This window comes from Citrobacter sp. MGH104 (genome assembly GCF_001034485.1).
GTDB lineage: Bacteria > Pseudomonadota > Gammaproteobacteria > Enterobacterales > Enterobacteriaceae > Citrobacter > Citrobacter freundii.
In genome coordinates, this window is record NZ_KQ089818.1 from 3,463,000 (window position 1) to 3,488,506 (window position 25,507).

The following is a 25,507-nucleotide window of genomic DNA, read 5'->3' on the forward strand; positions in this document are numbered from 1 at the left end:
AATCTTGATGATCAAAATGAATCGCTACGCACTGATTGCCGCGCTGGCGATGTTTCTCTCTGGCTGTGTGGTGCAACGAGAGCCCGCACCGGTAGAGGAAGTCAAGCCGGTGCCGGAACAGCCTGTGCAGCCGCAACAGCCGGTGCCGGTAGTGCCAACGGTGCCAACCATACCGCAGCAGCCGGGTCCGATTGAGCACGAGGACCAAACGGCGCAGCCGACGCCACGTCAACGTCATTATGACTGGAATGGGGCTATGCAGCCGATGGTCGGAAAAATGCTGCAGGCCGACGGCGTCAAAGCGGGCGGCGTTCTGCTGGTTGATAGCGTGAATAACCGCACCAACGGCTCGCTGAACGCGGGTGAAGCCACCGAAACCTTACGTAATGCTCTTGCGAATAACGGTAAGTTTACTCTGGTTTCCGCTCAGCAACTGGCAGTCGCCAAGCAGCAGTTAGGTCTGTCGCCGAACGATAGCCTCGGAACGCGCAGTAAAGCGATTGGTATCGCCCGTAACGTTGGCGCGCAGTATGTGCTTTATTCCAGCGCATCCGGCAACGTCAATTCGCCTGCGCTGCAAATGCAATTAATGCTGGTACAAACTGGCGAGATAATCTGGTCAGGTAAAGGTGCCGTTCAGCAACAATAACAGACTCACACGCGGCGAAGTGTTGTCGCGCTATTTCCCGCAGTATCATCCCGTCGCAGCCAGCCAAACTGGCCTGAGCGGCGGGAGCTGCATCATTGAGCATCATTCTCACCGGCTGGTACTGCGTTGTCATCACGACCCTGATGCGCCGGAATCGCATTTCTTACGCCAATATCATGCGTTAAAACACCTGCCAGAAAACCTTGCACCACGTCCTCATTTTTATACGCGTGGGTGGATGGCCGTCGAGTTTTTTCACGGTAAGGTAGAATCCAGATTACCGGACGCCGACGAACTCGCAGGCTTACTGTATCATCTGCACCAGCAACCCAGATTGGGCTGGCGAATCAGCTTGCTGCCGCTACTTGAACAGTACTGGCAGTGTGGCGATCTGGCGCGTCGTACACCATGCTGGCTGCGCGCGCTGAAGCGGCTAAGGAAACGAGGTGAGCCTCGACCTTTGCGTCTGGGGCCGCTGCATATGGATGTTCACGGTGACAACATCGTACGCACAGCCTCAGGGCTGCGGCTGATTGACTGGGAATACGCCGGAGACGGTGATATTGCCCTGGAGCTGGCGGCGGTATGGGTCAGCGATGAATCCCAGCACCAACAGCTGGTTAGCACCTACGCTCAACGAGCGCACATTGAGCCAGACGTTTTGTGGCGACAAGTCAGACAATGGCAACCCTGGATAATGATGCTGAAGGCGGGGTGGTTTGAGTATCGCTGGCGGCAAACCGGCGATAGACAATTTATCAGGCTGGCCGATGAAACCTGGCGGCAGCTAACAATGAAAGGATAAGGAGAGCAGTGTGGGCCCAGTAATGTTGGATGTCGAAGGGTATGAGCTGGACGCAGAAGAGCGTGAGATTCTGGCGCATCCGCTGGTAGGTGGGTTGATCCTCTTTACCCGAAATTATCATGACCCGGAACAGCTGCGTGAATTAGTGCGACAAATCCGGACTGCGTCACGTAACCATCTGGTGGTGGCGGTAGATCAGGAAGGCGGACGTGTACAGCGTTTTCGAGAAGGCTTTACTCGCCTGCCTGCGGCTCAATCGTTTGCTGCGCTGCACGGTCTGGAAGAGGGCGGCAAACTGGCTCAGGACGCCGGATGGTTGATGGCCAGCGAAATGATCGCGATGGACATTGATATCAGCTTTGCACCGGTACTGGATGTGGGCCATATCAGCGCCGCAATCGGCGAGCGTTCTTACCACGCCGATCCGCTAAAAGCATTGGCGATGGCGACCCGCTTCATTGACGGTATGCATGCCGCAGGCATGAAAACGACCGGTAAACATTTCCCTGGTCATGGGGCCGTGACGGCGGATTCACACAAAGAAACCCCAACCGATCCTCGCTCAGAAGCCGAGATTCGTGCGAAAGATATGTCCGTGTTCCAGACGTTGATTACGGAGAACAAACTGGATGCCATTATGCCTGCGCACGTCATCTACAGTGATGTAGATCCGCGTCCGGCGAGTGGCTCATCTCACTGGCTGAAAACGGTGCTGCGCCAGGAGCTTGGCTTCGATGGTGTCATTTTCTCCGACGATTTGTCGATGGAAGGGGCGGCGATTATGGGAAGCTATGCCCAGCGTGGACAGGCATCGCTGGATGCAGGTTGCGATATGATCCTGGTCTGCAATAATCGTAAGGGAGCGGTCAGTGTGTTAGATAATCTGTCGCTGATCAATGCAGAACGTGTTACACGTTTGTATCATAAAGGTTCATTTTCACGTCAGGAACTGATGGATTCGGCACGCTGGAAGACGGTAAGCGCTCAGCTAAACCAGCTTCATGAGCGCTGGCAGGAAGAGAAAGCAGGTCATTAACGCAAGTTTGGCGAGGATGCGATGATTATCTATTTACACGGTTTTGACTCTAACAGCCCGGGCAACCATGAGAAGGTGTTGCAGCTGCAATTCATCGACCCGGATGTCAGGCTGATTAGCTACAGTACGCGGCATCCCAAACATGATATGCAGCATCTGCTAAAAGAAGTGGACAAAATGCTACAGCTGAATGTGGATGACCGTCCGCTGATTTGTGGTGTGGGGCTCGGGGGATATTGGGCTGAACGGATTGGTTTTCTGTGTGATATTCGTCAGGTCGTGTTTAATCCTAACCTGTTTCCGTATGAGAACATGGAAGGCAAAATTGACAGACCTGAGGAGTATGCAGACATCGCAACAAAATGCGTGACCAATTTCCGCGAAAAGAATCGCGATCGCTGTCTGGTTATCCTGTCGCGTCATGATGAAGCGCTCAATAGCCAGCGTTCGTCGGAAGAGCTGCATCACTTTTACGAGATAGTCTGGGACGAAGAGCAGACGCATAAGTTTAAGAATATCTCTCCGCATTTGCAGCGCATCAAAGCGTTCAAGACGTTAGGTTAATCCTTATTGAGTGCGTAAAAAACCAGCCATCGGGCTGGTTTTTTTGTTCTTAAAGTTCCGGTTGTCTATCTTTTCAGCATCAAAACTTGATACACATCAATTTTGGTATGACCAATGCACCGTTCGTGTTATTCTCACTCTCGAAGAACATTTTCATTACTGTAACTTGTTGTTAATTAAGAGCTATATTAATAACTTTTAATTAACAATTGGTTAATAAATTTGAGGGGGTCACGTTGACTACACCATTGAAAAGGATCGTGATTGTCGGCGGCGGTGCTGGCGGACTGGAAATGGCGACGCAGTTGGGTAAAAAACTCGGGCGTAAGAAAAAGGCCAAAATCACACTGGTAGACAGAAACCACAGTCATTTGTGGAAACCGTTACTGCATGAAGTGGCGACGGGTTCACTGGATGAAGGCGTGGATGCGCTGAGCTATCTGGCACATGCCCGTAACCATGGTTTCCAGTTTCAGTTAGGTTCGGTGATAGATATCGATCGTGAAGCGAAGACCATTACTCTCGCTGAGCTGCGCGATGAGAAGGGAGATCTGCTGGTTCCTGAGCGTAAAGTGCCGTATGACACGCTGGTGATGGCGTTGGGCAGTACCTCCAACGATTTCAACACTCCTGGCGTGAAAGAAAACTGCATTTTCCTCGATAACCCGCATCAGGCGCGTCGTTTCCACCAGGAGATGCTGAATCTGTTCCTGAAGTATTCCGCGAATCTGGGCGCTAACGGAAAAGTGAATATCGCCATTGTGGGCGGTGGTGCGACGGGGGTTGAGCTCTCCGCTGAGCTGCACAATGCGGTAAAACAGCTGCACAGCTATGGTTACAAAGGGCTGACCAACGATGCGCTGAACGTTACGCTGGTGGAAGCTGGCGAGCGCATTCTGCCTGCGTTGCCGCCGCGTATTTCCGGTGCTGCGCATAATGAGTTAACCAAACTGGGCGTACGCGTACTGACCCAGACGATGGTCACCAGCGCTGACGAAGGCGGACTGCACACCAAAGATGGCGAATACATTAAAGCCGACCTGATGGTGTGGGCGGCGGGTATCAAAGCGCCAGACTTTATGAAAGACATTGGCGGTCTGGAAACGAACCGTATTAACCAACTGGTGGTTGAGCCAACTCTGCAGAGCACGCGCGATCCTGACGTGTACGCGATTGGCGACTGCGCTTCCTGCGCGCGCCCGGAAGGGGGTTTTGTGCCTCCGCGCGCTCAGGCAGCACACCAGATGGCGACCTGTGCGATGAACAATATTCTGGCACAGATGAACGGCAAGCCACTGAAAGCGTATCAGTACAAAGATCACGGCTCTCTGGTCTCGCTCTCTAACTTTTCTACCGTGGGTAGCCTGATGGGCAACCTGACCCGTGGTTCGATGATGGTGGAAGGGCGTATTGCGCGCTTTGTATACATCTCACTGTACCGCATGCACCAGATTGCTTTACACGGCTACTTCAAAACCGGCCTGATGATGCTGGTCGGCAGTATCAACCGGGTGATTCGCCCGCGTCTGAAACTGCATTAATATCGACTTGTGGCGCCGGATGATTTTACGCATCCGGCGCCTTCCTTCAGAGTTCTCCGAATCATCCTGCGTTCGTGCCTCATCCTGCTATTTTCATCCGTAATCTGATTGGCATTCCTTACCTTCTGTTGCAAAGTTGTTGCTAATAGCAAAAAAGGAGGAAGTCCCGTGAATAAATCAATGTTGGCGGGTATAGGGATTGGCGTAGCTGCTGCGCTGGGTGTTGCAGCAGTGGCCAGTCTGAACGTTTTCGAGCGTGGCCCACAGTATGCGCAAGTTGTCTCTGCAACACCGATTAAAGAGTCGGTAAAAACACCGCGTCAGGAGTGCCGGAACGTAACTGTCACGCACCGTAAGCCGGTTCAAGATGAAAACCGTATTGCGGGTTCCGTATTGGGTGCGGTTGCGGGTGGCGTTATTGGCCATCAGTTTGGCGGCGGACGTGGTAAAGATATTGCCACCGTGGCCGGGGCTTTAGGCGGCGGCTATGCAGGTAATCAGATTCAGGGTTCGATGCAGGAAAACGATACTTACACCACCACGCAGCAGCGTTGTAAAACGGTGTATGACAAATCTGAAAAGATGCTGGGCTACGACGTGACGTACAAAATTGGCGATCAGCAGGGGAAAATCCGTATGGATAAGGACCCCGGCGCGCAAATTCCGTTGGATAACAACGGACAGTTGATACTGAATAACAAAGCGTAAAATAGCATTATCCTGAACATTAGCCCCCCATTCGCTCAGGCTGGGGGGCTTTTTTTATCAGAAGGTTAAGGCATAGTTCAGACCAAAGGTGCGGCCCCGGCCCTTGTACTCATACAGTGACGGACTGCCGTAGGTTGGGCTGTACAGCAGTGGCGCACGTTGTCCCCACAGCGTGGTGTACTCTTCATTCAGCAGGTTTTCCACGCTAAAGGTCAGCTTACCCAACGGGAGCTGATAGCTGCCGATAAAGTCCATGGTGTTATAGCCATCCAGCTTATTGCCGCTGGCGTCGGTCAGATCAAATGTTTGCTGGCTCTGTACGCGTAAGGTCCACGGTTCTGGTGCCCAGCCGACCCACGCGGTTGCTTTCGACGGTGAGGCCAGAGTCACATCCCATTTTTGCCATTTACCGTTCTGTTTCACTTCCGATTTAATGACATTGAAGTTGCCGCCCAGGCTCCAGTCCGTATCCGCAATGAAATAATCCACCGCGCCTTCAAGGCCATAAATGCGGCGATCGTCGGGTTGAACGTTAATGGTCATATCGCTACGGTTGATAACGATCGATTTATCCGAAGTCGAGTAGTAAGCGGCCAGTTGCGTGCGCAGACTATCGCCGGTGTAGCGCCATCCCAGTTCGTACGAGTTAACTTTAATCCCTTCCAGACGTGAATCCGCCACGTTGACGCTGCGCTGGAGCTGGTAATGATCGCCAACCAGCGAATAGGTGCCGTTACCGTAATATTTCCCTGGATCCGGAAGCTCCACGCCCTGAGAGAAATTAAACCACGTTTGCTGACGGTCAGTCAGATGGGCGAGGATACCGGCGTTGAACAGGAAATTATCGTAATCGGTTTTGCCGCCCGGAATGGTATCGGCAGAGTTCGCAAGCCCGGTCGCGATTCCCTGCTGTTGAGCATAGCCAACGAAATCATCAACCCTGTTTTCGGTCCATTGATAGCGCACGCCGCCGCTGAGGGTAAAGATGTCGTTAATGTCATAGCTGTTTTGCAGGAAAGGCGCAAAGTTGGTGATGCTGTAACCGGGGTAACGCCCGGTGGTATAAGCGGTGCGGTTATCCATGCCGCCGGAGGGCAGGGACCAGGCCAGATCGAAGAATTTCTGATTGGAATCGAAGGTCTCGTGATCGGCATCGATACCCCACGTCAGCTCCCAGTTATCCATCAACTGACTGTTGAGGGTAATTTTGGCGCCAAACTGGTCTGTGTCCTGCTGTGATGCGGAGAAACTGGTGACCTTACCTTTGCTGAGCGTCGGGAAAGGATAGAATTTCAGCGATTCGTCGCGGTAATAGATTTGGCTGACCAGGTTCTGGCCGAAAAAATCCGCATCTGAATATTGCAGGCTGATCAGATGACGTTCGGTGCCGGGAATACGATCGGAATTCAGTCCGCTGCTGGTATAAGCTTTACCGTTTCCGGTTACGGCGGACATATTCTCGCCGAGATCCAGCCCGTAATCATCATCCCCCTGGCTCTTGTAATACTGTGTAACCAGTTGCAACTGACGGTTGTCGTCAAGTTCAATCGTCCCGGTGCCCATCACGTCCAGACGATCGGAGTGCTGTAGCCCGGTTTGGGTGTTATCCAGCAGCAGGGCATCGTGATTACCGTCATACCAGCCGCCAAATCGTTGATACGCGACGGACATACGCCCGGAAGCGCGATCTGTTCCTCCACTCACCGCCGCGGCAACGCGTTCATCATGATCGTTACTGTTGTTGAAGCCGCTTTTGCTCCCCAGTTCGAGTTCTACTTCACGCTCCGGCTGGCCTTTTTTGGTGACGATGTTGATTAATCCGCCGGTACTGCCACCGCCATAAAGTGAGGTTGCGCCTGAAATGACTTCAATGTGCGCAATGTTAAACGGGTCAATGGAGTCAAGCTGACGGCTGTCGGTTCGCGAGGAGTTCAGACGGACACCGTCAATGAGCACGACAATGGCGCGACCACGCATGTTCATGCCGTAGTTTGTACGCCCCTGGCTACTCACATCGATTCCTGGGATTAACTGAGCAAGAACATCCTTGAACTCTTTCCCCCCCTGAACCTGTTGTTCAATCTCGCTTCCTTCAATAACCCAGGTCGTTTGCGCCATTTCTGCCACGGTGCGTTGGCTACGGTTGGCGCTGACGATAAGGTTCTCTTCCTCAGCCGCAATGGCCGGGAGGGTTAAAGACAACAGGAGAGGATTGAGCACCCAGAGACGCTTATTCATTTGTATTCCTTTTAAAAAGAGTCGATCTGTTTTTGTTATGGCGGTAGAGAAACCGATGGTTACATTGTGAAACAGGCATTAAAACAAATGCGAATATTGCTGATAACAATTGTCGTTATCAATACCCTTTACAAAAAATGATCGGATAACACGATGAAAACAATGAGAAATGTAGGGGCAATGGAACGGGAATCTAACCGGGGGCTTTATCAGCTCCCGGGGGTGTTAGTACAGTGGGGGAATTGCGGGAAAGGGTTAAGCTTTGACGAGTTCGGGCCACAGCCGCAGGGTGGTACGTGCGATCTGCATCAGTTTTTCAAACGTTGCACCTTCACGGGCGCTGATCGACATACCTTGTAAAATACAGTTCAGGTATTCAGCCAGTTTTTGCACGTCACAGTAGGCGGGGATTTCACCTCGTTGCTGACGCTGATGAAGAAACTGAGTAAGCGTCTGTTCCTGCATTGCATGGCGGGATTTCACCGTGTGCGCAATATCACGGGAAGAGGCTGCCAGCGTCGCAGAAGTGTTAATCATGAAACATCCCGCCGGGGTGTCCTTGCTGGTAAAGCAGGTCGCTATGGCGGTGAAATAGTCTTCCAGTGCGGACTCAAGGCTTTTTTCTTCACAAAACAGCTGGGCTTCGTGTTTCGCCGCAAAGCGGGTGATGTAGCGGTCCAGTACGGCACGGAACAACCCTTCTTTATTGGTGAACTCCGCATACAGCGTGGGCGCTTTTGCGCCGGTAGCTTCTACGAGATCGGCGAGCGAGGTCGCTTCATATCCGTGCTGCCAGAAGAGTGTCATGGCCTTATCAAGCGCGGCTTCCCTGTCGAACACTTTTGGTCGGCCACGGCTTTTTTTTGCACAACCTGTCGTTTCAGTTGTCATGGCGCCGATGTACCTTTGTTGGGTTTATTGAATAACCATTATAAAAATATTCGACTGCACACTCCAGCGGATTCACGATAAAAATAAATTATATCTATTGTCATGAAAAATAAGACCTTTATATTTTATATAACGATCATTATAAAAAAGTATTGACGTGTGACCTGGATCACATCTATGATTTACCTATCGATCGTTAAGTTAATCTTTCCGACACCCATTCATCTGCTAAAGGTCACTATCATGAAAAACGTAAAAACCCTGTTTGTTGCTGCTGTTCTTAGCTCACTGTCATTTGCAAGCTTCGCCGCTGTTGAAGTTCAGTCCACACCTGCGGGTCAAGAGAAAGTCGGTACTATTTCTGCGAATGCGGGGACTAACTTAGGTTCACTGGAAGATCAACTGGCGCAGAAAGCCGATGAGATGGGTGCGAAGTCTTTCCGTATTACTTCCGTTACCGGCCCTAACACCCTTCATGGGACTGCTGTTATCTACAAATAAGATTTAACCCATCGCAATGCCACTGCGAGTTAAATAAAAAACCCCCGCGGAATAAAATCCAGCGGGGGTTTTTTTATGTGCGGAGTTTACATCGGCTGTTGAGCAACGTCGTGATGACGGGTCACATCGACCGGCATGCCTGAGCGAATCTCCATCGCATGATCCATGACGGCGGCATCTGTTTGCGCCGCATTTTTAAATGTCTGCATGGACGCGTTCAGCACGATTGGCAACAGTTGCGGGTCGTCATTGATTTTTTCGGACAGCGGCTGATGTACTTCTACCAGCCGCACGCCGTTAGGCTCAACGGATGCTTTGATCGGCGTATTGATAATATTGACCTTAGTTCCGGGCGTTACCTGACGGAACAGGGTTTCGATATCACCGTCGCGCAGACGAATACAGCCGGAACTGACGCGCATGCCGATGCCAAAGTCAGCATTGGTGCCGTGCAGCAGATAAACGCCGCCGTATGCCGCTAAGCGAATTGCATGATGGCCCATCGGGTTATCCGGACCGGCAGGTACAACGGCAGGCAGGTCAATTCCGTTTGCTTTGTATCGCGCGCGGATATTTGCCGTCGGCGTCCAGGTGGGGTTGGCGCGTTTATCAGAAATGGTGGTTACCATCGTAGGCGTCAGCGTGTCACCACCTAACTGGCCAATACCAATAGGATAAACGGTCACCGAATTGGTCCCCGGCTGGTAATAATAAAGACGCAGTTCGGCGAGGTTGATAACAATACCTTCGCGCGGGGCGTCAGGTAGCAGAGTTTGTAACGGTATAGTCAGCACGCTGCCCGGACGTGGTACGTAAGGGTCAACGCCGGGGTTGGCCTGCAGCAGCGCTAAAAAGCCGACATTATATTTTTTCGCAATCGCCTCCAGAGAACCGCCATTGTCTTCAACAACGTGAACGGTATTCTGGCCCACCAGACGGCTTCCCGGCGGTGGCAGCGGCCAGGTGTTTGCCTGAGCCGGAAGTGCTAACGCGAAGGTCGCTGCCAGCGTAAAAAACGCGAGCCAGCGAGAGAGTCGTTTATTGTTTAACATCACCATAAATCCATTGTTTTTACGTGGTTTTTATTATGTAAAAGTAAACGAGAATTATGGCGGTTTGCTGTGTCTGGAAGTGCAGGGAAGTGCAAAGAGTTTGTAAATTCATCAGGCCGGGTGAGTGGTGTGCTCACCCGGCCTGTTCACTATGCTACGGCGTTTTCTTCAAGCTGACGCATAAACTGGCGGACCCAGTCGATCCGCGTTTTACGCTCGCCCAGATCCTGCATAAATTTCAGTCGGGTTGGGCCGTCCAGACGGAAGTGTTGCGGTTGTTTTTGCAGTAAACCAATCAGCCAGACCGGGTTGACGTGGTTTTTCTCGGCAAATTCAATGGTACCGCCTTTGTCATGACCTTCGAGCTTTCTGATCCCCAGTTTCTGCGCCTGCTGGCGTAAACGAGCGATATCCAGCAACGTACGAGCCGGGTCGGGAAGCAGGCCAAAACGATCTATCAGCTCGACCTTAATCTCTTCCAGTTCGTTTTCGCCTTTCGCGCTGGCAATGCGCTTGTAGAACGATAGTCGGGTGTTAACATCCGGTATATAGTCATCCGGCAGCAGAGACGGCATACGCAATTCAACTTCGGTTTGCTGGCTGGTGAGATCTTCCAGTGACGGCTCACGCCCTTCTTTGAGCGCATCGACCGCGTTTTCCAGCAGCTCCATATACAGCGAGAAGCCGATGCTTTCCATGGAACCACTTTGATCTTCACCCAACAGTTCCCCGGCGCCGCGAATTTCAAGGTCGTGGGTCGCCAGCGCAAATCCTGCACCCAAATCTTCCAGCGAAGCGATGGCTTCCAGACGCTTTTGCGCGTCGGTGGTCATTGCTTTTGGATGCGGCGTCAGCAGCCAGGCGTACGCCTGATGGTGTGAGCGTCCCACACGACCGCGTAGCTGGTGCAATTGCGCTAAACCAAAGTGATCGGCGCGTTCGATGATAATAGTGTTGGCGGTCGGAATGTCGATCCCGGTTTCGATAATGGTGGTACACACCAGCACGTTAAAACGCTGATGGTGGAAATCGTTCATCACGCGTTCCAGCTCGCGCTCGCGCATTTGCCCGTGGCCGATACCAATACGCGCTTCCGGCACCAGTTCTGCTAATCTGTCAGCGGTTTTCTGGATATTTTCGACGTCGTTAAACAGATAATAAACTTGTCCCCCGCGCAGAACTTCACGCAGGATCGCCTCGCGTACCACCAGGCTGTCGTATTCGCGCACGAAGGTTTTGACCGCCAGACGACGAGCAGGCGGCGTGGCGATAATCGACAGATCGCGCATGCCGCTCATCGCCATATTGAGCGTACGCGGAATAGGCGTTGCCGTCAGGGTCAGAATATCGACATCCGCACGCATCGCCTTGATGCGTTCTTTGTGGCGAACGCCGAAACGGTGCTCTTCATCGACAATCAGCAGACCCAGATCTTTTAACTTCACATCCGCTTGCAGCAGTTTGTGCGTGCCGATGAGAATATCAATTTTCCCCTCGGCAACCTGTTCCAGAATCTGCGCTTGCTCTTTGGCGCTACGGAAACGGGACAACATCTCAATGCGTACCGGCCAGTTGGCAAAACGATCGCGGAAGTTGTCGAAGTGCTGCTGTGCGAGCAGGGTAGTCGGAACCAGCACGGCAACCTGTTTGTGGTTCTCTACGGCAAGGAAAGCGGCGCGCATCGCGACTTCGGTTTTACCAAAACCGACGTCACCGCACACCAGGCGGTCCATGGCCAGAGGTTGGCACATATCGCTGAGTACAGCGTTGATCGCCTGCGCCTGGTCAGGCGTGGTTTCAAACGGGAAGCTGTCGCAAAACAGCTGATACTGTTCACGGTCATGCTTAAAGGCAAAGCCTTCTTTCGCCGCGCGCTGGGCATAAATATCCAGCAGCTCTGCCGCGACATCGCGCACCTTCTCAGCGGCTTTCTGTCGGGCGCGTGACCAGGCATCGCCGCCCAGTTTATGCAGCGGTGCATTCTCTTCTGCACCGCCTGCATAGCGGCTGATCAGATGCAGTGACGACACCGGCACGTACAGTTTGGCATCGTTGGCATAGGTGAGCATCAGATATTCACCGGTGATACCGCCCGCTTCCAGCGTGGTCATCCCGGCATAGCGACCCACGCCGTGTTCCAGATGCACTACCGGCTGACCGGGATGCAGCTCTGCAAGGTTACGAATTAATGTATCCGGGTTGATGGTGCGACGCGAATCCTGGCGGCGACGCGCCACGCGTTCCCCAAGCAGATCGCTTTCACAAATCAGTGCCAGATTGCGTTTGCTATCGATGAAGCCGTGCTCAGCTGCGCCAATCATCAGATAACGACCGTTAGCTACGGCTTCATCGAGTCGCAATATCCGCTTCGGTGCCACTTTGATACGAGCGAGCAACTCGCCAAGCGCTTCACGTCGGCCTTCACTTTCGACCGAGAAAATCACCGGGCCGGTAAAGCCCTCAAGGAATTTACGTAACGCATCTAACGGTGATTTTTGCTGTGCCTGCACGGCGATGTCCGGCAGCTTCTGGAACCCGAGGTTGGTATTCGCAGCTTTGTTCGCCAGACTCTCGGTTTTCAGTTGAACGCGCGGCCAGCGTTTAAGTTCAGAAAACAGCTCATCAACCCGCAGCCACAGCGATTCCGGCGGCAGAAGCGGGCGCATTGGATCAACACCGCGATTTTCAAAGCGTGACAGGGTATCGGCCTGGAAGCGTTCTGCGCTGGTCTCGATATCACCGGTATTGACCAATAACGTATTGGCAGGGAAGTAGCTGAACAGCGGCGGCAGCGGCTCGCTGAAAAACAGCGGTTGCCAGTATTCAATACCCGCAGGTAACGTGCCTTTGCTGACCTGCTGATAAATATGTTCGGCGTCGCGTTTAACCTCAAAGGTATCGCGCCACTGACTACGGAATAGCTCGATGGCCGTTTTGTCAGTCGGGAATTCGTGCGCGGGAAGCAAATTAATGGCATCGACTTCTTCCAGCGTGCGCTGGGTGTCGGTATCAAACAGACGCAGGCTGTCGATTTCGTCATCAAAGAAATCCAGACGATAAGGCAACTCGCTGCCCATCGGGAACAGATCCAACAACGCGCCGCGCGTGGCGTATTCGCCGTGTTCCATGACCTGATCAACATGGCGATAGCCAGCGCTATCCAGCTGTTCGCGCAGGGCGTCGCGCGAAAGCCGCTGACCTTTTTTCATGACCAGCGCATGCCCGTGCAGATAGCTGTGCGGACAGACACGCTGCATCAGAGTATTTACCGGAACGATCAGCACGCCTCGCTGCATGGCAGGCAGTTGATACAGCGTAGAGAGACGCGAAGAGATAATCTCCTGATGGGGAGAAAAACTGTCATAGGGCAGCGTTTCCCAGTCGGCCAGGTTCATCACCATCTGGTCGGTGAACTGACGAATTTCATCATGCAGGCGCAAAGCATTTTGCATGTCCGGCGCGATCAGTACCACTGGACCGGCGTGATGTTCGGCGATTTCGGCGACCAGCGTTGCGCAGGCGGCACCGGTAAGCTCACCCAACTGGCGCTGATCGCCAGCTTTCGCTGGGAGCGTGTAACGATGTTGTTCAGGCATTCGGTTGTCAGGTTCTCGTTTAGATATACATCTGATAAGCAATGTTCTTTATTATCCGTGATCGTTTCTCATAAGCAAATTGATTCGCCCCCTGATGGGGGCAAAAAGCGCGTTGGGGTTAGCGCGAAACGACCGATAAAGAAGGCGGGGAAAAGAGCAGGTCGGCCACTGTTTTTTGTGAAATTTTACGCACCAACAGGCCAAACAAGGTGCACAGCAGCAGGCAGGCGAATGGATACACCAGCAGCAGGGCCAGCTCTGCATATGCAGGCCAGGCGGCATGATTAATGTTGGGGATTAGCGTTAAGCTGAATAGCTCAACCAGAATTCGGTGGGTGGTGTAGATGGCGATGGTATTGGCACCAATCACGCTTAACGGGCCGGACTCACGCATACCAAAGCGCAGCTCAAATTGATAAAACAGCTTCATGATCAGCACAATGGAAAGAAGAGAAAGTAATAGTGAGACATTTGCCAGCCACGCGACGATGGCGGCGATTGCGCTAACCAGAACAATGAGCGCATGGCGGCGCAGGGGCACCTCCTTAATCCATACCATCAGCGTTGCGCCAAACCATGCACCGAGGCTGTACCAGGGCAGATTGCGAATCACGCTGTTCATTCCCCACCACGGCGTCGGGACAAAGTTGATCGCCACGCTCAGCGCCACAAATAACGCCAACAGCGGCACCGCCCAACGGCTGAAAATTTTACACAGAACAAAATAGACAATCAGCGCGTACAGATACCACAAGCTGGTACTGGCGGTCAGCATCCCGTGGGTAAAACCTGCGATCGAACCAGCATAAGCGGCGTTGGCAGCATGGCTCAGATCGCGCTGTGGGGCCAGCCAGTTATTGAGCGTCACTAACGCCAGCCATTGCACCACACCCCAGAGTATCAGCACCCAGGCAATACTCCAGATCCGTTTATCCACGCAGGTGGTCCACGGGACGCTATCAATGTAGCGACGGATCAGATATCCCGAAATAAAGAAAAATACCGGCATGCGAAACGGCGCCAGGTACAAATTGAGGTAAATCCAGCATTTGCTCAGCAGCTCTGAAAGCGGATGCTGAAAAGTAGTGAGGTGCGGGTAAAATGTGATTACCGAGTGGTAAATCACCACCAGGCAAATACATAACCCTTTGATTTGATTAATCCATAGTTCTTTTTTATTCATCGAGACGGCGTATCCATATTGTTGGTTATAGCCTGCCATCCTGCGCAACCCGCTGTGCGCTGTAATGCGTAACTGTCTGCATTTTGATTTTTTAAGATAAAGATCAGGGACCAGGATGGAAGGGAAGAGGGACAGCTTTAGCGAATTGATTTATTTATACTTTTAGGAATAGTGCTGACGAACACTTACGGTTCAGTCATTTACCCATTCCGCTTTCGCTTATATACTCGTGACTTTGCTAACAGCAACCAGACGGATTTCATGTACCAACCTGTCGCTCTATTCATCGGCCTGCGTTATATGCGTGGGCGTGCAGCAGATCGCTTCGGTCGCTTCGTTTCCTGGCTCTCCACCATTGGCATTACCCTCGGGGTGATGGCGCTGGTCACGGTGTTGTCGGTGATGAACGGTTTTGAGCGCGAGCTGCAAAACAATATTCTTGGCCTGATGCCTCAGGCCGTCCTCTCGTCTGAACAGGGTTCCCTCAACCCGCAACAACTGCCGGAAAAAGCGGTGGTGTTGAACGGCGTCAACCGAGTTGCACCCATAACTACGGGAGATGTGGTGCTGCAAAGCGCGCGTAGCGTGGCGGTCGGCGTGATGCTCGGTATCGATCCGGCGCAAAAAGATCCGTTAACGCCGTATCTGGTCAATGTGAAACAAACAGATCTGCAACCGGGTAAGTATAATGTCATCCTCGGCGAGCAGCTTGCCGGGCAGTTGGGCGTGAACCGTGGCGATCAAATTCGCGTGATGGTGCCTTCGGCCAGCCAGTTTACGCCAATGGGGCGTTTGCCGAGCCAGCGTCTGTTTACGGTGATTGGCACCTTCGCCGCCAACAGCGAAGTAGACGGTTACCAGATGCTGACCAACATTCAGGATGCTTCCCGCCTGATGCGCTATCCGGTGGGCAATATTACCGGCTGGCGTCTGTGGCTGAACGAACCGTTAAAAGTTGATACGCTGAGCCAGCAAACGCTGCCGCAGGGCACCAAATGGCAGGACTGGCGCGAGCGCAAAGGGGAACTGTTCCAGGCCGTGCGCATGGAGAAGAACATGATGGGGCTACTGCTTAGCCTGATCGTGGCTGTGGCGGCTTTTAATATTATTACCTCGCTGGGTCTGATGGTAATGGAGAAGCAAGGGGAAGTGGCGATTCTACAAACGCAGGGGCTAACGCCGCGGCAGATAATGATGGTGTTTATGGTTCAGGGGGCCAGTGCCGGGATTATCGGCGCGCTGCTTGGCGCGGTGCTGGGCGCATTGCTCGCCAGTCAACTGAACAATTTAATGCCAATTATTGGTGTGCTGCTGGATGGCGCGGCGCTGCCGGTCGCTATCGAGCCGCTTCAGGTTATCGTCATTGCGCTGGTGGCGATGGCCATCGCGCTGCTGTCTACGCTTTATCCTTCCTGGCGCGCTGCCGCCACTCAACCCGCTGAGGCTTTACGTTATGAATAAGATCCTGTTGCAATGCGACAACCTGTGCAAACGCTATCAGGAAGGCACTGTGCAGACCGATGTCCTGCACGATGTCAGTTTTAGCGTCGGCGAAGGTGAGATGATGGCGATTGTCGGCAGCTCTGGCTCCGGCAAGAGTACGCTGCTGCATCTGTTAGGCGGGTTGGATACCCCGACTTCCGGCGACGTCATTTTTAGCGGTCAGCCAATGAGCAAGCTCTCGTCGGCGGCGAAAGCGGAACTGCGTAATCAGAAGCTGGGCTTTATTTACCAGTTCCACCATTTACTGCCGGACTTTACCGCGCTGGAAAACGTAGCGATGCCGCTGCTGATAGGCAAGAAAAAACCGGCTGAAATAACCGAGCGTGCACGGGATATGCTGAAAGCCGTAGGACTGGATCATCGTGCCAGTCATCGCCCGTCTGAACTGTCTGGCGGCGAACGCCAGCGTGTGGCCATCGCTCGTGCGCTGGTGAATAACCCGCGTCTGGTCCTGGCGGATGAGCCAACGGGTAACCTGGATGCGCGTAACGCGGATAGCATTTTCGAGCTTCTGGGCGAGCTGAACCGTTCTCAGGGCACGGCATTTCTGGTGGTGACGCACGATCTGCAACTGGCGAAGCGGATGAGCCGCCAGCTTGAAATGCGCGATGGTCGCCTGACGGCTGAACTGAGCCTGATGGGAGCTGAGTAATGGCTTCGCCTTTATCATTATTGATTGGTCTGCGCTTTAGCCGTGGTCGGCGGCGCGGCGGTATGGTTTCGCTGATATCAGTGATTTCCACCGTTGGCATCGCGTTGGGTGTGGCGGTGTTGATCGTTGGTTTAAGTGCCATGAACGGATTTGAGCGTGAGCTGAACAACCGTATTCTGGCCGTAGTCCCACACGGAGAGATTGAAGCCGTAAATCAGCCGTGGAATAACTGGCAGGAAGCGCTCGACAAAGTACAAAAAGTGCCGGGTATTGTCGCCGCGGCGCCTTATATCAACTTTACCGGACTGGTAGAGAGCGGGGCGAACTTACGCGCGGTGCAGGTGAAGGGCGTTGACCCGAAACAGGAACAGCGTTTAAGCGCACTGCCATCCTTCGTGCAAAACCATGCCTGGGATAATTTTAAAGCCGGTGAACAACAAATCATCATTGGTAAGGGTATTGCCGATGCGCTGAAGGTGAAGCAGGGCGACTGGGTGTCGATTATGATCCCTAACGCCAGCGCGGATCATAAATTACAGCAGCCTAAACGCGTGCGTTTGCACGTAACGGGAATTCTGCAGCTGAGCGGTCAGCTCGATCACAGCTTTGCCATGATCCCAATGGAAGATGCGCAGCAATATCTGGATATGGGAACCAGCGTTTCCGGGATTGCGCTGAAGGTTAACGACGTGTTTAACGCCAATAAGCTGGTGCGGGACGCGGGTGAAGTCACCAATAACTATGTTTATATTAAGAGCTGGATCGGTACTTACGGCTATATGTATCGCGATATCCAGATGATTCGCGCCATTATGTATCTGGCGATGGTGCTGGTGATTGGTGTGGCCTGCTTTAATATCGTTTCCACGTTAGTGATGGCGGTAAAAGACAAAAGCGGCGATATTGCGGTATTAAGAACCCTCGGGGCGAAAGATGGGTTGATCCGTGCCATTTTTGTCTGGTACGGCCTGCTGGCGGGTCTGTTCGGTAGCCTGATAGGCGTCGTCATCGGGGTGGTTGTCTCGTTGCAACTGACGCCGATCATCAACGGAATCGAGGCGCTTATCGGTCATCAGTTCCTGTCCGGCGATATCTATTTCATTGACTTCCTGCCATCGGAATTACACTGGCTGGATGTGATTTACGTGCTGGTGACAGCACTCGTGCTGAGTCTTTTGGCAAGTTGGTATCCGGCGCGTCGCGCCAGCAATATTGATCCTGCGAGAGTACTTAGCGGCCAATAACAACAATAATACACGACAGCATTCATGCTGCATCAAGGCGTAGCCAACGCAGAGGCATCTTGAAGGATGACGTGTATCAAGGAGCGGTGATGTATTACGGATTTGACATCGGCGGGACCAAAATTGCGCTGGGCGTGTTTGATAAGCAACGTCGTCTGCAATGGGAAACTCGCGTCCCTACACCTCGCGACAGCTACGACGCTTTCCTTGATGCGGTCTGCAATCTGGTGACGGAAGCTGACCAGCGTTTTGGTATCAAAGGTTCGGTCGGTATCGGGATTCCTGGCATGCCGGAAACGGAAGACGGCACGTTGTACGCGGCCAACGTTCCTGCCGCCAGTGGCAAACCGCTCCGCGCAGATCTTAGCGCTCGCCTTGACCGCGATGTGCGTCTGGATAACGATGCGAACTGTTTTGCTCTCTCCGAAGCCTGGGATGACGAGTTTACCCAATATCCGCTGGTGATGGGGTTGATCCTCGGTACGGGCGTTGGCGGCGGCCTGGTGCTTAACGGGAAATCCATCACCGGACGTAGCTATATCACCGGCGAGTTTGGTCATATTCGTTTGCCGGTCGATGCGCTGACGCTGATGGGCTTTGATTTCCCGCTGCGCCGCTGCGGATGCGGCCAACTGGGATGCATCGAAAGCTATCTTTCCGGCGGTGGATTTGCGTGGTTGTATCAGCATTACTACCATCAACCGCTGGATGCCCGTGAAATTATCGCGTTGTGGGAGCAGGGCGATGAACATGCGCGTGCACACGTAGAACGCTATCTGGATTTGCTGGCGGTGTGTCTTGGGAATATCCTGACTATCGTCGATCCTGATTTGGTGGTGATTGGCGGAGGCTTATCGAATTTTACCGCTATTACGACGCAACTGACGGACCGACTGCCACGTCATCTGTTGCCGGTTGCCCGGGTACCGCGTATTGAGCAGGCACGGCACGGTGATGCCGGCGGGATGCGCGGGGCTGCTTTCCTACATCTTACCGATTAATACAAAGAGGTTGTTATGCTGTCGCGTCGGGGTCATCGGTTAAGCCGCTTTCGTAAAAATAAACGCCATTTGCGCGATCGCCTGCGTCAACGAATCTTTTTCAGAGACAGAGTGGTGCCTGAATTGATGGAAAAACCAAGAGTGCTGGTACTGACGGGAGCGGGAATCTCCGCTGAGTCAGGAATTCGAACCTTCCGCGCGGCGGATGGTCTCTGGGAAGAACATCGGGTTGAGGACGTTGCGACTCCGGAAGGATTTAGTCGAAACCCGGAACTGGTTCAGTCGTTTTATAACGCCCGTCGCCATCAATTGCAACAGCCAGAAATCCAGCCCAACGCGGCGCATATCGCACTGGCAAAACTCGAAGCCGAACTGGGCGACCGTTTTTTACTGGTGACGCAGAACATTGATAACCTGCATGAGCGTGCGGGCAGCCAGAACGTTATCCATATGCACGGCGAACTGCTCAAGGTTCGCTGCTCGCAAAGCGGGCAGATTCTGGAATGGAAGGACGATGTGACCCCGGAAGATAAATGTCACTGCTGTCAATTTCCGGCACCGTTGCGACCACACGTGGTGTGGTTTGGTGAAATGCCGCTGGGCATGGATGAAATTTACATGGCGCTGGCAATGGCGGATGTATTCATTGCGATTGGCACATCGGGACATGTTTATCCGGCTGCGGGTTTTGTGCATGAGGCGCGACTGCATGGGGCACATACGGTAGAACTAAATCTCGAACCGAGCCAGGTTGGCAGCGAGTTTGAAGAGAAGTATTACGGTCCGGCAAGCCAGGTGGTGCCAGAGTTTGTTGAGAAGTTATTGAAAGGTCTGTGAGAACGGATGGCGTAGGCCCGATAAGCGTAGCGCCATCGGGCAATGATGATGCGCCGGATGCGACGCTGGCGCGTCTTATCCGGCCTATGAGGAGGGCAATTAACGTCCTGCTTTTAGCTTCTGATAATACTCTTCATAGATAGCGCTGGCGGAACCGACGTCGTTCTGCCATTCCCCTTTGTTGATGGTTTCTGCGTCAGGGTACAGGGTTTTATCATTTGCGACTTCAGGGCTTAACAGCTTACGTGCTGCCAGGTTTGGCGTCGGATAACCAATAGTTTCCGCAACTTCTTTCGCCACGTCCGGGCGCAGCAGGAAGTTAATCAGCTTCAGCGCACCTTCTTTGTTTTTCGCGTTAGCCGGAATAGACAGGCTATCCATCCAGAAAATGCCACCTTCTTTAGGCCATACCACTTCCAGCGGTGTACCTGCCTGACGCGCAACATATGCGGAGCCGTTCCACACCATCCCCAGATTGACTTCACCTTCCATATACGGGTTGGCCGGGTTGTCAGAGTTAAACGCCGCGACGTTAGGCATCAGTTTCTTCAGCTCGTTATAGGCAGCTTCAATCTCTTTCGGTTCGGTGGTATTGCCGGAGTATCCCAGCTTGCGCAGCGCCATCTGGAACACTTCACGCGCATCATCCGTTAACAGCAGACTGCCTTTGTACTCCGGTTTCCATAGATCGGCCCAACTGGTGACGGTTTTCGGATCGATAGCATCGCTGTTTACGCCAATGGCCGTCGCACCCCAGATATACGGGATGGAGTAGTCATTGTTCGGGTCAAACGGCTTGTTGAGCATTTCCGGATCGAGGTTGTGGAAGTTGGTCAACGTCGACTTGTCGATCTTCTGGATCATACCTTCTTTACGCATTTTATCGACGTAATAGGTGGACGGAACCACCAGATCGTATGCGCCGTCTTTATAGGTTTTGAGCTTGGCGTACATGGTTTCGTTCGACTCGTAGGTCGAATAGATAACCTTAATGCCGGTCTCTTTGGTGAACTGTTCCAGCAGCCCTGGCGGGACATACTCGGTCCAGTTATAGAAATAGAGCGTGTTGTTGTCATTCGCGTGAGCGGCGCTCATGCCCAGTGCCAGAGCACCCGCCGCGAGCAGGTGGCGTGACCATTTTTTCATCATTTAACGTCCCCTGAATTAAGGGCCTCAGCGGCCCTTGGTTTTATCACGTGCAATAAGCTGGCTGGCGATCACCATAACCAGCGACAGAACCAACAAAATGGTCGCCAGCGCGTTCACCTCTGGTGATACGCCGACTTTGACCATTGAGTAGATTTTTAATGGCAGAATTTCATAACCCGGTCCGGTAACGAAGGACGAAACGACGACATCATCCATCGACAGCGTAAAGCTCAACAACCAACCCGCAGCCACCGCAGGCATAGCCAGTGGCAGTATAATCTTGCGTAGAATAGTTACTTCGCTGGCACCCAAATCTTTAGCAGCCTCAAGCATGCGTACATCAAAACCTTTCAGGCGTGAGTAAACTGTCACCACCACAAAAGGCAGACAAAAAGTGATATGTGAGAACAACAGCGACCAGAAACCCAGTTGAATGCCGATCAGCATAAACAGCACCAGCAGAGATATTGCCATCACAATATCTGGCGACATCATCACCACGAACAGCATGCCACTGACAAACGGTTTACCGCGAAAACGGTAGCGGTACAGCGCAACCGCAGTGAGTGAGCCGATCAAGGTGGCAAACGTGGCGGATAGCACCGCCATCGTCAGCGAGTGCTGCGCCGCCTGCAACAGGCTGTCGTTATTCATCAGCAGGCCGTACCATTTGGTAGTAAAACCCTGCCAGTTGATGCCGAAGCGCGAGCTGTTAAAGGAGTTCACAATCAGAATGATGATTGGAATATACAGATACGCGTAGATAGCGGTCATAAAACCGCCGCGGAGCAGTCGACCGATCATTCGAGTTCCACCTTCTTGTTCAGCAAGCGCGAGGCACGCCAGTAGATCAGCAGCATCAGACCCATCACGATGGTCAGCGTAATGCTGGTGGCTGCACCAAACGGCCAGTCACGGATGTTCAGGAACTGAACTTTAATTACGTTGCCAATCAGCAGGTTTTTCGCACCGCCCATTAAGTCGGAAACATAAAACAGCCCCATTGCGGGCAGCATAACCAGCAGGCATCCGGCGATAATCCCCGGCATCGTCAACGGAATAATGATGCGGGTGAAGGTCTGAAGTTTACTGGCACCTAAATCGCGTGCGGCTTCCAGCAGCGGTTTATCGAGTTTTTCAATGCTGGAATAGAGCGGCATCACCATAAACGGTAGCAGGATGTATACCAGCCCGATAATCACCGCGCTGGGGGTAAACATGATGCGAATGGGTGTGTCGATAACCCCGAGCCATAACAGAAACTCGTTGAGATAGCCTTTGGTACTGAGGAAAATTTTGAGTCCGTAGATGCGAATAAGTGAATTGGTCCAGAACGGAACAATCAGCAGGAACAGCAGCAGCGGGCGCACTTTTTCCGGCAGTTTCACCAAAAACCAGGCAAACGGGTAGCCGAGTACCAGACAGGCGAGCGTGGCAATCAGCGCCATATTGAGGGAGTGAACCAGCACCTCAAAATAGAGCGGATCGAGCAGGCGCGTATAGTTCTCCAGCGTAAAGACCATTTTGACGAAATTGGCGTCGTCGCGGGTCAAAAAGCTGGTACCGATGATCATCAGGTTGGGCAGAAAGACAAATAACACAAGCCAACCGACAATGGTGACGATCACCACACTCTGGAATTTACTTGTGTTCTTCATCAGCCAGTACTACCTCCCAGCTTTCTACCCAGTTAATCGCCATTTTCTGGTCGAGAGAGTGGTCAAAGTCAGGATCGTCTTCATTGAAGAATTCGCTGACCATCACCATCTTGCCATTTTCCAGTTCCACAACCGACTCCAGCGTCATGCCTTTGTAGTTGCGTTCGCGCACGTAGCCGATCAGGCCTTCGATATGATTATCATCGTTGATTTCATCTACGCGCAAATCTTCAGGACGTAACAGGACGTGCAGCTTTTGTCCGGGAACCACCGCGAAGTTGACATAAATATTGCACTCGCGACCTTCAACGTTAGCACGAACACGCTGTTCATCCAGACGTTCAATCACCGTGGCGTTAAACATATTGATCTCGCCGATAAACCCGGCGACGAACAGATTCTTGGGCTCTTCGTAGATTTCGCGCGGCGTACCGTCCTGCTCAATCTTACCATCGCGCATCACCACGATGCGGTCGGACATAGTCAGCGCTTCTTCCTGATCGTGTGTGACAAAGACAAAAGTGATACCAAGCTTACGCTGCAGCGCTTTCAGTTCATTCTGCATCTGCTTACGCAGTTTGTAGTCCAGCGCAGAGAGGGATTCATCTAACAAGAGTAAGCGGGGTTTGTTGACCACAGCTCGGGCAATCGCTACGCGCTGCTGCTGGCCGCCGGAAAGTTGATGCGGTTTTCGCTGGGCGAACTCTTCCAGTTGCACCATGCGCAGGGCTTCGGTAACGCGGGGAGAAATGTCGGCTGCGGGCGTTTTTTGCATACGTAAACCAAAGGCCACATTCTCAAATACGGTCATGTGGGGGAATAACGCATAGCTTTGGAAGACGGTATTCACGTAGCGGTTTTCCGCTGGAACGTGAGTAATGTCCTCGTTGTCCAACATAATATGACCGGAATCAACCGTTTCCAGACCGGCAATCAGGCGAAGAACGGTTGTTTTACCGCAGCCAGAGGGGCCAAGCAGCGTAAGAAACTCGCCATTATTGATGGTCAAATCCAGGCTGGAAATCACCTCTTTGCCATCGAAACTTTTGCGAATTCCCGCTAATTGCACCAGTGGAGAAAGCGAACGCGGTTGTTTATTCAATTTTTTACTCTGTCCCATGTAAACGCAACGGATGGCTGACCGATGCGGGGTTTGTGGTTAACCACCTTGATGACTCTTAATGAGGGCCGTTATTCTACGGCAAACCATTGTAATCGCCAATCCTTGTTGCGAATTACTGACTTAGCCCTATAGTCAGAGGGGATGTCAGGGCGAAATATTCTCACTTGCGGGGATAAAAGTGACCTGACGCAATATTTGTCTTTTGTTGCTTATTGATAATGTTGTCACAAAAAGTGAGGGTGACTGCATGGATAAACTACTTGAGCGTTTTTTACACTACGTGTCGCTGGACACCCAATCAAAATCGGGCGTGCGGCAGGTACCCAGCACCGAAGGACAGTGGAAATTATTACAACTGCTCAAACAACAGCTCGAAGAGATGGGGCTGGTTAATATTTCACTGAGCGAAAAAGGCACGCTGATGGCAACGTTACTCGCTAACGTTGCTGGCAATATTCCTGCGATCGGCTTTATTTCCCATGTGGATACCTCACCGGATTTCAGTGGTAAAAATGTCAACCCGCAAATTGTTGAAAACTATCGCGGTGGCGATATTGCGTTAGGCATCGGTGATGAAGTTTTATCGCCAGTGATGTTCCCGGTGCTGCATCAACTTCTGGGTCAGACGCTGATCACCACAGATGGTAAAACGTTGCTGGGCGCGGATGATAAAGCAGGCGTGGCGGAAATCATGACCGCACTGGCTGTGCTTATCCAAAAAGATATTCCGCACGGTGATATCCGCGTGGCCTTTACGCCGGACGAAGAGGTGGGTAAAGGGGCGAAGCATTTTGACGTTGCTGCATTCGATGCGCAGTGGGCCTATACCGTTGACGGTGGTGGCGTAGGTGAGTTGGAGTTTGAAAACTTCAACGCCGCGTCGGTAAATATTAAAATTGTTGGCAACAATGTGCATCCCGGCACCGCAAAAGGTGTGATGGTAAATGCGCTGTCGCTGGCGGCGCGTATTCATGCAGAGGTTCCGGCAGATGAAAGCCCGGAAAAGACGGAAGGCTACGAAGGCTTTTATCATCTGGCGAGCATGAAAGGGACGGTCGATCGGGCGGATATGCACTACATTATTCGTGATTTTGACCGTAAGCAGTTTGAAGCGCGTAAACGCAAGATCATGGATATCGCCAAGAAGGTCGGTAAAGGGTTACACCCCGACTGCTATATCGAACTGGTGATTGAAGACAGTTACTACAATATGCGCGAAAAAGTGATTGAGCATCCGCACGTACTGGATATCGCCCAGCAGGCGATGCGCGATTGCGATATTGAGCCGGTGCTAAAACCGATCCGTGGCGGCACTGACGGCGCGCAGCTGTCGTTTATGGGATTACCGTGTCCGAATCTGTTCACCGGCGGCTACAACTATCATGGTAAACATGAGTTTGTAACCCTGGAAGGAATGGAAAAAGCGGTACAAGTGATTGTGCGTATTGCTGAACTGGCCGCGCAACAAAAATAAAGTATGTGTAGTTGCCGGATGGCGCTTCGCTTATCCGGCCTACATTATTACACTCCAGTAGGCCTGATAAGACGCGTAGCGTCGCATCAGGCACACTTCGCA

The 25,507-nt window shown here is 52.5% G+C and carries 22 protein-coding genes; 13 read left to right on the plus strand and 9 right to left on the minus strand.

Annotation, left to right across the window (positions count from 1 at the left end):
* Window positions 1-7: 7 nt before the first annotated feature.
* The 6 genes from lpoB (at window position 8) to SK34_RS16300 (ending at window position 5,303) form a co-directional block, all read left to right on the plus strand.
* Window positions 8-649 carry a penicillin-binding protein activator LpoB gene (gene lpoB / locus SK34_RS16275; protein ID WP_003846732.1) on the plus strand — a complete coding sequence of 214 codons (642 nt, stop codon included), beginning with the start codon at window positions 8-10 and terminating at the stop codon, window positions 647-649.
* Window positions 630-1,454: a thiamine kinase gene (gene thiK / locus SK34_RS16280; RefSeq protein ID WP_048233476.1), complete on the plus strand. Its 825-nt coding sequence runs from the start codon at window positions 630-632 to the stop codon at window positions 1,452-1,454. Before lpoB ends, thiK begins: the two co-directional genes overlap by 20 nt.
* A gap of 10 nt (window positions 1,455-1,464) precedes the next feature.
* Window positions 1,465-2,490: a beta-N-acetylhexosaminidase gene (nagZ, locus tag SK34_RS16285; RefSeq protein ID WP_048233479.1), complete on the plus strand. Its 1,026-nt coding sequence runs from the start codon at window positions 1,465-1,467 to the stop codon at window positions 2,488-2,490.
* Window positions 2,491-2,511: 21 nt separating this feature from the next.
* A complete protein-coding gene (gene ycfP, locus SK34_RS16290) occupies window positions 2,512-3,054 on the plus strand; it encodes an alpha/beta hydrolase YcfP (protein ID WP_003030817.1) in 543 nt (180 codons plus the stop codon).
* Between the two features lie 236 nt (window positions 3,055-3,290).
* Complete coding sequence (gene ndh, locus SK34_RS16295; protein ID WP_003030815.1) at window positions 3,291-4,595, plus strand: NADH-quinone dehydrogenase; 1,305 nt, start codon at window positions 3,291-3,293, stop codon at window positions 4,593-4,595.
* 168 nt (window positions 4,596-4,763) lie between these two features.
* Window positions 4,764-5,303, plus strand: a complete 540-nt coding sequence (locus SK34_RS16300; RefSeq protein ID WP_032936150.1) for a glycine zipper 2TM domain-containing protein — start codon at window positions 4,764-4,766, stop codon at window positions 5,301-5,303.
* 57 nt (window positions 5,304-5,360) lie between these two features.
* Here the strand turns inward: SK34_RS16300 and SK34_RS16305 are convergent, their stop codons facing one another.
* Both SK34_RS16305 and comR read right to left on the minus strand, forming a co-directional pair.
* A complete protein-coding gene (locus tag SK34_RS16305) occupies window positions 5,361-7,541 on the minus strand; it encodes a TonB-dependent siderophore receptor (RefSeq protein ID WP_046670504.1) in 2,181 nt (726 codons plus the stop codon).
* A 255-nt stretch (window positions 7,542-7,796) separates the two neighbouring features.
* Window positions 7,797-8,432 (minus strand): TetR family copper-responsive transcriptional repressor ComR, encoded by a 636-nt coding sequence (comR, locus tag SK34_RS16310; protein WP_003030812.1) that lies wholly within the window; start codon window positions 8,430-8,432, stop codon window positions 7,797-7,799.
* Between the two features lie 243 nt (window positions 8,433-8,675).
* On the opposite strand from comR, the gene bhsA reads away from it, so the two are divergent.
* The gene (gene bhsA, locus SK34_RS16315) at window positions 8,676-8,933 is read left to right on the plus strand and encodes a multiple stress resistance protein BhsA (RefSeq protein WP_003030810.1); all 258 of its coding nucleotides are present in this window, start codon (window positions 8,676-8,678) and stop codon (window positions 8,931-8,933) included.
* A gap of 86 nt (window positions 8,934-9,019) precedes the next feature.
* On the opposite strand, the gene ldtC is transcribed toward bhsA, so the two are convergent.
* From ldtC to SK34_RS16330, 3 genes are all read right to left on the minus strand, one after another.
* Entirely contained in the window at window positions 9,020-9,985 is a 966-nt protein-coding gene (gene ldtC, locus SK34_RS16320) for a L,D-transpeptidase LdtC (protein WP_016149995.1), read from the minus strand.
* Window positions 9,986-10,134: 149 nt separating this feature from the next.
* Complete coding sequence (gene mfd, locus SK34_RS16325) at window positions 10,135-13,581, minus strand: transcription-repair coupling factor (RefSeq protein ID WP_044711801.1); 3,447 nt, start codon at window positions 13,579-13,581, stop codon at window positions 10,135-10,137.
* Between the two features lie 118 nt (window positions 13,582-13,699).
* Complete coding sequence (locus SK34_RS16330; RefSeq protein ID WP_003846719.1) at window positions 13,700-14,764, minus strand: acyltransferase family protein; 1,065 nt, start codon at window positions 14,762-14,764, stop codon at window positions 13,700-13,702.
* Window positions 14,765-15,025: 261 nt separating this feature from the next.
* On the opposite strand from SK34_RS16330, the gene lolC reads away from it, so the two are divergent.
* From lolC to cobB, 5 genes are all read left to right on the plus strand, one after another.
* Window positions 15,026-16,225 carry a lipoprotein-releasing ABC transporter permease subunit LolC gene (gene lolC / locus SK34_RS16335; RefSeq protein ID WP_003030806.1) on the plus strand — a complete coding sequence of 400 codons (1,200 nt, stop codon included), beginning with the start codon at window positions 15,026-15,028 and terminating at the stop codon, window positions 16,223-16,225.
* Window positions 16,218-16,919 (plus strand): lipoprotein-releasing ABC transporter ATP-binding protein LolD, encoded by a 702-nt coding sequence (gene lolD, locus SK34_RS16340; protein WP_003030805.1) that lies wholly within the window; start codon window positions 16,218-16,220, stop codon window positions 16,917-16,919. Before lolC ends, lolD begins: the two co-directional genes overlap by 8 nt.
* Entirely contained in the window at window positions 16,919-18,163 is a 1,245-nt protein-coding gene (gene lolE / locus SK34_RS16345) for a lipoprotein-releasing ABC transporter permease subunit LolE (protein WP_003030804.1), read from the plus strand. The genes lolD and lolE overlap by 1 nt, the downstream gene beginning before the upstream one ends.
* 89 nt (window positions 18,164-18,252) lie before the next feature.
* On the plus strand, window positions 18,253-19,164 hold the full coding sequence (gene nagK / locus SK34_RS16350) for an N-acetylglucosamine kinase (protein ID WP_003030802.1): 912 nt from the start codon (window positions 18,253-18,255) through the stop codon (window positions 19,162-19,164).
* A gap of 15 nt (window positions 19,165-19,179) precedes the next feature.
* Window positions 19,180-20,001: a Sir2 family NAD+-dependent deacetylase gene (gene cobB / locus SK34_RS16355; protein WP_003030799.1), complete on the plus strand. Its 822-nt coding sequence runs from the start codon at window positions 19,180-19,182 to the stop codon at window positions 19,999-20,001.
* A gap of 99 nt (window positions 20,002-20,100) precedes the next feature.
* Here cobB and potD read toward each other — a convergent pair whose 3' ends face one another.
* From potD to potA, 4 genes are read right to left on the minus strand one after another with little or no spacing between them, the layout of a single operon-like run.
* Window positions 20,101-21,147 (minus strand): spermidine/putrescine ABC transporter substrate-binding protein PotD, encoded by a 1,047-nt coding sequence (gene potD, locus SK34_RS16360; protein ID WP_048233838.1) that lies wholly within the window; start codon window positions 21,145-21,147, stop codon window positions 20,101-20,103.
* A 27-nt stretch (window positions 21,148-21,174) separates the two neighbouring features.
* Entirely contained in the window at window positions 21,175-21,954 is a 780-nt protein-coding gene (gene potC / locus SK34_RS16365; protein WP_003030794.1) for a spermidine/putrescine ABC transporter permease PotC, read from the minus strand.
* Window positions 21,951-22,808, minus strand: coding sequence for a spermidine/putrescine ABC transporter permease PotB (potB, locus tag SK34_RS16370; RefSeq protein WP_003030793.1), 858 nt, complete (start codon window positions 22,806-22,808; stop codon window positions 21,951-21,953). The genes potC and potB overlap by 4 nt, the downstream gene beginning before the upstream one ends.
* Window positions 22,792-23,928, minus strand: coding sequence for a spermidine/putrescine ABC transporter ATP-binding protein PotA (gene potA / locus SK34_RS16375; RefSeq protein ID WP_003030791.1), 1,137 nt, complete (start codon window positions 23,926-23,928; stop codon window positions 22,792-22,794). The genes potB and potA overlap by 17 nt, the downstream gene beginning before the upstream one ends.
* A gap of 250 nt (window positions 23,929-24,178) precedes the next feature.
* Between potA and pepT the strand changes: the two genes are divergently transcribed.
* The gene (pepT, locus tag SK34_RS16380; RefSeq protein ID WP_048233481.1) at window positions 24,179-25,405 is read left to right on the plus strand and encodes a peptidase T; all 1,227 of its coding nucleotides are present in this window, start codon (window positions 24,179-24,181) and stop codon (window positions 25,403-25,405) included.
* Window positions 25,406-25,507: the final 102 nt, after the last annotated feature.